We start from the raw sequence: 7,046 nt of genomic DNA on the forward strand, positions 1-7,046 counted from the left end.
TAAATTTTCAGGTGGCCCTTCGCCTTATTCTGCCAGTTTGCCGCTTAACGAGAACGTGCGCGCTTCAGTGATTTCCAAATCCACCATCTGGTTAATCAAATCGGCAGTGCCATGGAAATTCACCACGCGGTTGTTCGCCGTGCGCGCTTGAAGCTGGTCGGGGTCTTTTTTGGACACACCTTCCACCAGGCAGCGCTGCACCGTGCCGAGCATGGTTTGGTTGATGCGGGCGGTTTCGGCTTCAATCACTTCGTTCAGCGCTTCCAAGCGGCGCACTTTTTCTTCGTGCGGCGTATCGTCCGGCAGGTTGGCGGCGGGCGTGCCGGGGCGCGGGCTGTAAATGAAGACGAAGCTCAAATCGAAGGCGATGTCTTTCACCAACTTCAGCGTTTGCTCGAATTCGCGCTCGGTTTCGCCGGGGAAGCCGACGATGAAGTCGCTGCTCAGGCACAAATCAGGACGGATAGCGCGCAGTTTGCGGATGATGGATTTGTATTCCAAGGCGGTGTAGCCGCGTTTCATCGCGCTCAATACGCGGTCGGAACCGCTTTGAATCGGCAGATGCAGGTGCGACACCAGCTTGGGCAGGTCGCGGTAGCATTCGATGATGGCGTCGGAAAATTCGCGCGGGTGGCTGGTGGTGAAGCGCATGCGCTCGATGCCGGGGATTTCGTGGACGATGCGCAGCAGGGTGGCAAAGTCGCAGATTTCGCCATTTTCCATTTCGCCACGATAAGCGTTCACGTTCTGCCCCAACAGGTTGATTTCTTTCACGCCTTGCTGCGCCAAATTGGCGATTTCGGTCAGCACATCGTTCAGTGGACGGGAGAATTCTTCGCCGCGCGTGTAAGGCACCACGCAGAAGCTGCAATATTTGGAGCAGCCTTCCATGATGGAGATGAACGCGCTGCCGCCTTCCACGCGCGCGGGGGGTAGGTGGTCGAATTTCTCGATTTCGGGGAAGGAAATATCGACTTGCGACAAGCCAGTCGTTTCCTTGTCCATAATCATTTTGGGCAGGCGGTGCAGCGTTTGCGGGCCGAACACCACGTCCACATAAGGCGCGCGTTCGATAATCGCCTCGCCCTCCTGCGACGCCACGCAGCCGGCCACGCCGATAATCACATTGGGATTGTCTTTTTTCAGATGTTTGACGCGGCCCAGGTCGGAAAATACTTTTTCCTGCGCTTTTTCGCGCACGGAACAGGTGTTGAACAGGATGATGTCCGCGCCGTCGGGCTCGTTCACTTGCTCGATGCCGCCGTGTTCTTCGGCCAGCACCGCCAACATTTTTTCGCTGTCGTATTCGTTCATTTGGCAGCCGAAGGTGCGGATAAAGACTTTTTTCATGGTTTGCTTCTTTCAGGTAGCCCGTAATTGCGGGGCTGATGGATGGAACAGGCGTGCAGGCTGCTTTTATAGTGGATTAAAATTGCAATGATACGGCGTTGGCTCGCCTTGACGTACTATTTGTACGCCTTGCGGCTCGCCGCCTTGTCTCATTTTTATTTTAATCCACTATAACGGGCAACCGAAAAAGCAGCCTGCACACGAAACGGCGGATTTTAGCAGTTTTTATTGGAGAATCAAAATCATCTCAATAAAAAAACGCGCCGGTTTCTCTGCCGGCGCGCGAGTATTATCGCGATTATTGCGCGAAATATTTGCTCTCAATCTGTTTATATTCGCCGCTGTCGCGCACCTGTTTCAGCGCCGCATTCAAGCGGTTCAGCAGTTCCTGATTGCCCTTGCGCACGGCAATACCGTAATGTTCCACCGTGAAATCGGGCACTTGCACCATGGTAAAGCCTTTGCCTTCGTTGTTTTTCACATAGTTGGCCACCACCGCGCTGTCGCTGATGCCGGCATCCACGCCGCCGTTTTCCACTTCTTTCAGCATCAAAGGCAGCGTTTTGAAGCGGGCAATGGTCTCGCTGGTCGCGCCGAAGATTTTTTGCGCCGCAAAGTCGCCCGTATGGCCGGTCACCGCGCCCACTTTGGACAATGAACGCACATCGTTGATATTGGCTACTTTTTTACCCGGCGCCACCAACACTACCTGATTGATTTGGTAATAAGGCTCGGAAAAATCCATGGTTTCTTTGCGGTCGTCCGTGATGGTGACGGCGGACATCACCACATCCACGTCGCCCTGTGCCAATGCGGGGAACAGGCTGTCCCACGGCTTGTGCTGGAATTCGACTTGGAAGCCGCCCGCTTTGGCCATAGCGTTCATCAAATCCACATCGAAGCCTTCGATTTTTTGCTGTGCGTCCAGCGATTCGAACGGTGCGAACTCGGCGTTCATGGCCACGCGCAACACTTTGCCGGATGCGGGTGCGGAAGCCGAAGAACCGCCCGCTTCGGCATTGGCGGCAGGCGCTGTGCCGCTGCTTTGGCCGCCGCATGCGGTCAATGCCAACGCGGCACACGATACTATTGTGGATAACCATTTATTGACAAACATTTTTATCTCCTAATCATTAAAAAGCAGCCTGCACCTTGCCGGAATTTTGCCGATGCATTGCGTTTCGCCATTGTACTACATTCCGCTGCGGAAACTGCGCATATTACCGACATCGCCCCGCTGCTGCAAGTTCGGCGGCGGTTCGGCGGACAGATTGGGCGGCGCGGCGGGAATGGCGCGGTTTCTTTTTCCTTGTAAACCAAGGACGTTGCGCTTTGGCCGGAAGTTTTCCTTGTCAAGCCGCGTATTTTCTGTTTTAATGCGCTTCTTTCATCGGCCAGATAGCTCAGTTGGTAGAGCAACGGATTGAAAATCCGTGTGTCGGCAGTTCGATCCTGCCTCTGGCCACCAGTTTTAAAACCCGAACGTTGTTTAGGCGTTCGGGTTTTTCCGTTTCAGCTTTCTTCGGCGCGGATTTTGGCCAACTCTTCCAAAGCAGCCTGCGCGTCTTTGTTGTCTTGTTTGGCGGCGCGTTTCCACCATTTGGCGGCTTCGTCATAATCTTGCGGCACGCCTTCGCCTTGGGCATACGACAAACCTAGGTTGAACTGTGCGGAATCGTCGCCCTGCTCGGCGGCTTTGGCATACCAATGCACCGCGCCTTCCAAATCGGTCTTCACGCCCAAGCCGTGTTCCAGCATGAACGCCAGCTGGTATTGGGCATCGATGTCGCCCTGTTCGGCAAAGCGGCGCAGCACGGGGGCGGCGGCTTCGTAATTGCCTTTGTCGATATGGGCAAAGGCGGTGTCAAGTTGCAGTCGTTGCGGATTAAAGCTCATAGTGGTGCTTTCGGGCAATGAAAAAGCAGCCTGCACGGGAAACGGCACGGTTCGGCAACCGACCGCCCCAAAAGCAGCCTGCACTTTGAATGGGAAAAGGAAAATGTAACGCGAATTATTGCGGGCACGCCGTGCGGTTCAGCTTGCCGTAACGTCCCACCACCGATTGGATGGCGGCGGCTTCTTGGTCGTTCACATTCATAAACAAGACGTTCATGCGCGCGGACGATTGCTCGCCCTCTCCGCCGCCGCCTTCCACCACTTGGCGCGTGGCCGCATGCGGGAATCGGTTCAGCAGGCCTTTGATGCGGTGGTAATCATCTTCGGGGATGCTCACGCGGGCAGAGCAGGCGCGCGGTTGCGGGCGTTCGTCCATGGTTGCGGCCTGTTGTTTGGGTGCTGCGGGCTGTCTGGGCGCGGCAGGCGCGGCGGCTTGCGGACGCGGCACTTGTACCGCACGCGGTGTCGAGTTGGCCAAAATGCCCGTGCCGGTGCCGGAAGGCGTGTTGGGCATGGGCGACGCCACCGAACCCGTGTTGATGATGACCTGCGGCGGTGCCTGCTGCGGCACAGGCTGCTGCACGACAGGTGCAGGCTGCACTTCGGGTTTGTAAATTTTACGCGCCAAAAATGCCGTAAAGACAATCAGGTTGAGCGTGACCAATGTAAAAAACAGCCATTTCATTGTTGTTCTATCCAGTTGAGTAATCCGTAAATCACAAGATTTTCGACAATTTTAACATGATTTTCGGCAGCAAAGTTTTCGGGTAGCGCGCGCGCAATTTTGCCTGCGCCGCCGCCGGTAATGACAATATCGACCGCCCTGCCTTCCGAACGCTCTTTCAGGCGGGCGTGCATCAGCATCAACGCGCCGCAAACCGCATCGGCCATACCGGTGGCGATGGCGTTGGCGGTGGTGGTGGGAAAGGCGTACCAACTGCCTTCTGGGCGGTTCAGTTGTGCCGTCCGCCGCAGCAGCGATTCGCGCATCAAATGGAAGCCGGGCATAATCATGCCGCCAAGATAATGATTGTTGGCGGTCAGCGCGTCAATGGTCACGGCCGTGCCGCAGCTCACGACCACGCAGGCGTTTTGGGTGAATTTCCGGCTGCCCAGCGCATTGAACCAGCGGTCCGCGCCGTGTTCTTCCACATGGCGGTAATGGTTGTGTATGCCGGCCGCCTGCGCCATCGAGCCCAGCCAGGCGATATGCTGCGGCAAAGCAGCCTGCACTTTCTGCTTCTTCTCTTCGCCGCACACCGCCGAACCCATAATCTTCGTATGCGGCTGGGCATATTCCTGCCAATCCTGTTCCAGCGCGGTCAAATCGCGGTAATGCGCCGCCTGTGTCCGCACGATCTCTCCCCGCTCGACCCACGCCCATTTCAAACGGCTGTTGCCGCCGTCCAACAGTAGATAATGCGCGGCGGCGTGTTCCCCGTGTGCAGGCTGCTTTTCGGCGGCCACTTGTTCGGGGCGGCGCAGGCTCACTTCGCCGCTGCTGACCAAATGTTCTTCGCCGCGATAATCGCGCAGCAACAGCGCACCCGACACATCCACGCCTGCTGCATAACCCGACTGCACCACAACGCTGTCGCGCAGCAGGGCAACCGGCTGGTTTTGGTCGCGGTGGGCGGCTTCATACTCCGCCTTCATCGACGCGAAACCTTCCCGTTCGAACACGGTCAATGCATTGTCCAATTCGTGCAACACCGCGCTGAAAACGTCGTGCGAAGTCGGTTTGCCGTTGCAGGCAGCCTGCACGCCGATACGCCCCGGCACCGCGCCGGCATTGATGAAATTGATGCCGATGCCGATGATGGTGTGCGTCTGCCCGTTCTGCCGCACGGTTTCAATCAAAATACCGCCCAGCTTGTCCAAGCCCACTACCAAATCGTTCGGCCATTTGATGCGCACGTCGCAACCCGCACGCGCCAAACCGCGCCGGCACGCCAACGCCGCCACCAAAGCCAGCGCCGTCAATTCATGCTGCGGCTTGTCCCAGCTCCAGCCCACGCTGAACAGCAGGCTCTCGCCCAACTGCGTCTGCCACGCGCGCCCCTGCCGCCCGCGCCCCGCCGTCTGTTCCAACGCGGCCACCACCCGTTTGTGGACGGGAAGGCACGCGCGCACCCGTTGCAGCAATTCGTCGCTGGTGGAAGTGGTTTGCGGCAGCACGGTCAATTCAAACGGCGGCACGCGCCAACCGTCTTCCACCCAAGCCAAAGGCTTTGCCAGCTGCCACACGCCGTCGCGCTGGCGCAAAGCAGCCTGCACATATTCCGGCGCGTGCTGCCACAAATGGTTCAACTGCTGCGGCACACAGCCGAGCGCCTGCGCCAAATCGGCAATATGGTGCGGCCGGCCGTCTGCCAGCAGGGAAACGAGCTGTCGGGTAAGCATAGGCATATCCAAAATCAAAACCGCGATATTGTACCCGAAACACCGCATTTTCGGCATGCACCGCCTTATAACCCGAAATTATAAACAGCCGTCCCAAACAGTCTTTGCCTAAACAAACGCATTGCCCTATACTACGTCCGCTTTTATTTTCAACCGAAAAACATAAGGAAACAAACATGGCACGCTTACCCGTACACACCGTCGAAACCGCCCCTGAAGCCGCAAAAGAGCGCGTGAATGCCGCCCTGCAAGCCAACGGCTTCCTGCCCAACCTCATCGGCGTATTGGCCAACTCGCCCGAAGCGCTGACGTTTTACCAAGAAGTCGGCAAACTGAACGGCAACACCACCCTCACCCCAGGCGAGCGCGAAGTGGTGCAGATTATCGCTGCGAAACGCAACGAATGCGGTTTCTGCGTGGCCGGACACACCAAATTGGCAACGCTGAAAAAACTGCTGTCCGAAAACGCCATTGCCGCTTCACGCGCCGTGAATCCGGCCGATTTTGACGATGCCAAACTGGCCGCATTGGCCGATTTCACCATCGCCGTGATGGAAAACAAAGGCGCGGTATCGGATGCGCAACTGGCGGCGTTCCTGAACGCCGGTTACACGCAACAACAGGCCGTGGAAGTGGTGTTGGGCGTGGCTTTGGCAACATTGTGCAACTACACCAACAACTTGGCCAAAACCGAAATCAACCCCGAACTGATTAATTTTGCGTAATTGCGTAAATTAAATAACGATTAAATCAAAAGTGCAGGTTTCCCCCCTTTCGCCGCTGCTTTTTTTGCTCCAAAGACAACGGCAAAGAGAACCTGCACTTCTCTTGTTATTTGGGAAACCGACATGAAAAAAATCTTTGCCGCGCTGCTGCTGGCGCCGTCGCTGCTGGCCGCCAAACCGATTACCGACAACGAAGCACAGCTGGACAAGGCCGTGCGCCAATTTGCCGCCACTTATCAGCAATCGGGTTTACAGGGCGCCATCCAAGAAATCCAAAACTGTTATGCCGATGCGCAGGCCGACAAGCTGTATTGCATGTATTTGGACACGGCGGCGCGGATTGTGGACATTAAAGCCGCCGCATCCTACCATTTCCCCACCGATGCTTATTTTTCGGACGATGCCTATTCGGAGCGTGTCATCAAAATGGTGTACCTGCCGCGAAGGGCGACACGTGAAGAAGCCTTGCAGCACATGGACGCTTTGTTCCGCCGCACGGACGAAAAGCTGACGGAGAATGGGATATTTCAGAACCGGTAGGCAGCCCGTTGCCTGATGCGAAAGCAGCCTGCACTGTGAATTTGAATGTGCAGGCTGCTTTTGTATTGCCCACCGCCCTTGGGTTGGACGGCAATTCATCATGGCAAATATCTGAATTGTATCAATAAACTA

The 7,046-nt window shown here is 56.5% G+C and carries 7 protein-coding genes and 1 tRNA gene; 3 read left to right on the top strand and 5 right to left on the bottom strand.

The genetic code is table 11. The annotated features are described in order from the left end of the window. Nucleotides 1-24 precede the first annotated feature (24 nt). Together miaB and HMPREF9098_RS05220 are read right to left on the bottom strand one after the other, a co-directional pair. A complete protein-coding gene (gene miaB / locus HMPREF9098_RS05215; RefSeq protein WP_003782662.1) occupies nt 25-1,350 on the bottom strand; it encodes a tRNA (N6-isopentenyl adenosine(37)-C2)-methylthiotransferase MiaB in 1,326 nt (441 codons plus the stop codon). 298 nt (nt 1,351-1,648) lie between these two features. Beyond that, nucleotides 1,649-2,467 carry a basic amino acid ABC transporter substrate-binding protein gene (locus HMPREF9098_RS05220; RefSeq protein ID WP_003782663.1) on the bottom strand — a complete coding sequence of 273 codons (819 nt, stop codon included), beginning with the start codon at nt 2,465-2,467 and terminating at the stop codon, nt 1,649-1,651. Nucleotides 2,468-2,742: 275 nt separating this feature from the next. On the opposite strand from HMPREF9098_RS05220, the gene HMPREF9098_RS05225 reads away from it, so the two are divergent. Continuing rightward, nucleotides 2,743-2,818, top strand: a tRNA-Phe gene (locus HMPREF9098_RS05225). Nucleotides 2,819-2,862: 44 nt separating this feature from the next. On the opposite strand, the gene HMPREF9098_RS05230 is transcribed toward HMPREF9098_RS05225, so the two are convergent. The 3 genes from HMPREF9098_RS05230 to HMPREF9098_RS05240 are packed head-to-tail and all read right to left on the bottom strand — an operon-like array spanning nt 2,863 to nt 5,649. Continuing rightward, nucleotides 2,863-3,330 carry a tetratricopeptide repeat protein gene (locus HMPREF9098_RS05230; RefSeq protein WP_232617973.1) on the bottom strand — a complete coding sequence of 156 codons (468 nt, stop codon included), beginning with the start codon at nt 3,328-3,330 and terminating at the stop codon, nt 2,863-2,865. A gap of 31 nt (nt 3,331-3,361) precedes the next feature. After that, on the bottom strand, nt 3,362-3,931 hold the full coding sequence (locus HMPREF9098_RS05235) for a hypothetical protein (RefSeq protein WP_003782665.1): 570 nt from the start codon (nt 3,929-3,931) through the stop codon (nt 3,362-3,364). After that, nucleotides 3,928-5,649, bottom strand: coding sequence for a biotin--[acetyl-CoA-carboxylase] ligase (locus HMPREF9098_RS05240; RefSeq protein ID WP_115324901.1), 1,722 nt, complete (start codon nt 5,647-5,649; stop codon nt 3,928-3,930). Before HMPREF9098_RS05240 ends, HMPREF9098_RS05235 begins: the two co-directional genes overlap by 4 nt. Nucleotides 5,650-5,825: 176 nt before the next feature. On the opposite strand from HMPREF9098_RS05240, the gene HMPREF9098_RS05245 reads away from it, so the two are divergent. Both HMPREF9098_RS05245 and HMPREF9098_RS05250 read left to right on the top strand, forming a co-directional pair. After that, complete coding sequence (locus tag HMPREF9098_RS05245; RefSeq protein WP_003782669.1) at nt 5,826-6,374, top strand: carboxymuconolactone decarboxylase family protein; 549 nt, start codon at nt 5,826-5,828, stop codon at nt 6,372-6,374. 123 nt (nt 6,375-6,497) lie between these two features. Continuing rightward, nucleotides 6,498-6,914, top strand: coding sequence for a hypothetical protein (locus HMPREF9098_RS05250; protein WP_003782672.1), 417 nt, complete (start codon nt 6,498-6,500; stop codon nt 6,912-6,914). Nucleotides 6,915-7,046: the final 132 nt, after the last annotated feature.

Origin of the sequence: Kingella denitrificans ATCC 33394 (assembly GCF_000190695.1) — a bacterium.
Taxonomy (GTDB): Bacteria; Pseudomonadota; Gammaproteobacteria; order Burkholderiales; family Neisseriaceae; genus Kingella_A; species Kingella_A denitrificans.

What these genes read in the sequence shown, in the direction of transcription:
- miaB (WP_003782662.1), bottom strand. Translation starts at nt 1,350, where the DNA reads ATGAAAAAAGTCTTTATCCGCACCTTCGGCTGCCAAATGAACGAATAC.
- HMPREF9098_RS05220 (WP_003782663.1), bottom strand. Translation starts at nt 2,467, where the DNA reads ATGTTTGTCAATAAATGGTTATCCACAATAGTATCGTGTGCCGCGTTG.
- HMPREF9098_RS05235 (WP_003782665.1), bottom strand. Translation starts at nt 3,931, where the DNA reads ATGAAATGGCTGTTTTTTACATTGGTCACGCTCAACCTGATTGTCTTT.
- HMPREF9098_RS05240 (WP_115324901.1), bottom strand. Translation starts at nt 5,649, where the DNA reads ATGCTTACCCGACAGCTCGTTTCCCTGCTGGCAGACGGCCGGCCGCAC.
- HMPREF9098_RS05245 (WP_003782669.1), top strand. Translation starts at nt 5,826, where the DNA reads ATGGCACGCTTACCCGTACACACCGTCGAAACCGCCCCTGAAGCCGCA.
- HMPREF9098_RS05250 (WP_003782672.1), top strand. Translation starts at nt 6,498, where the DNA reads ATGAAAAAAATCTTTGCCGCGCTGCTGCTGGCGCCGTCGCTGCTGGCC.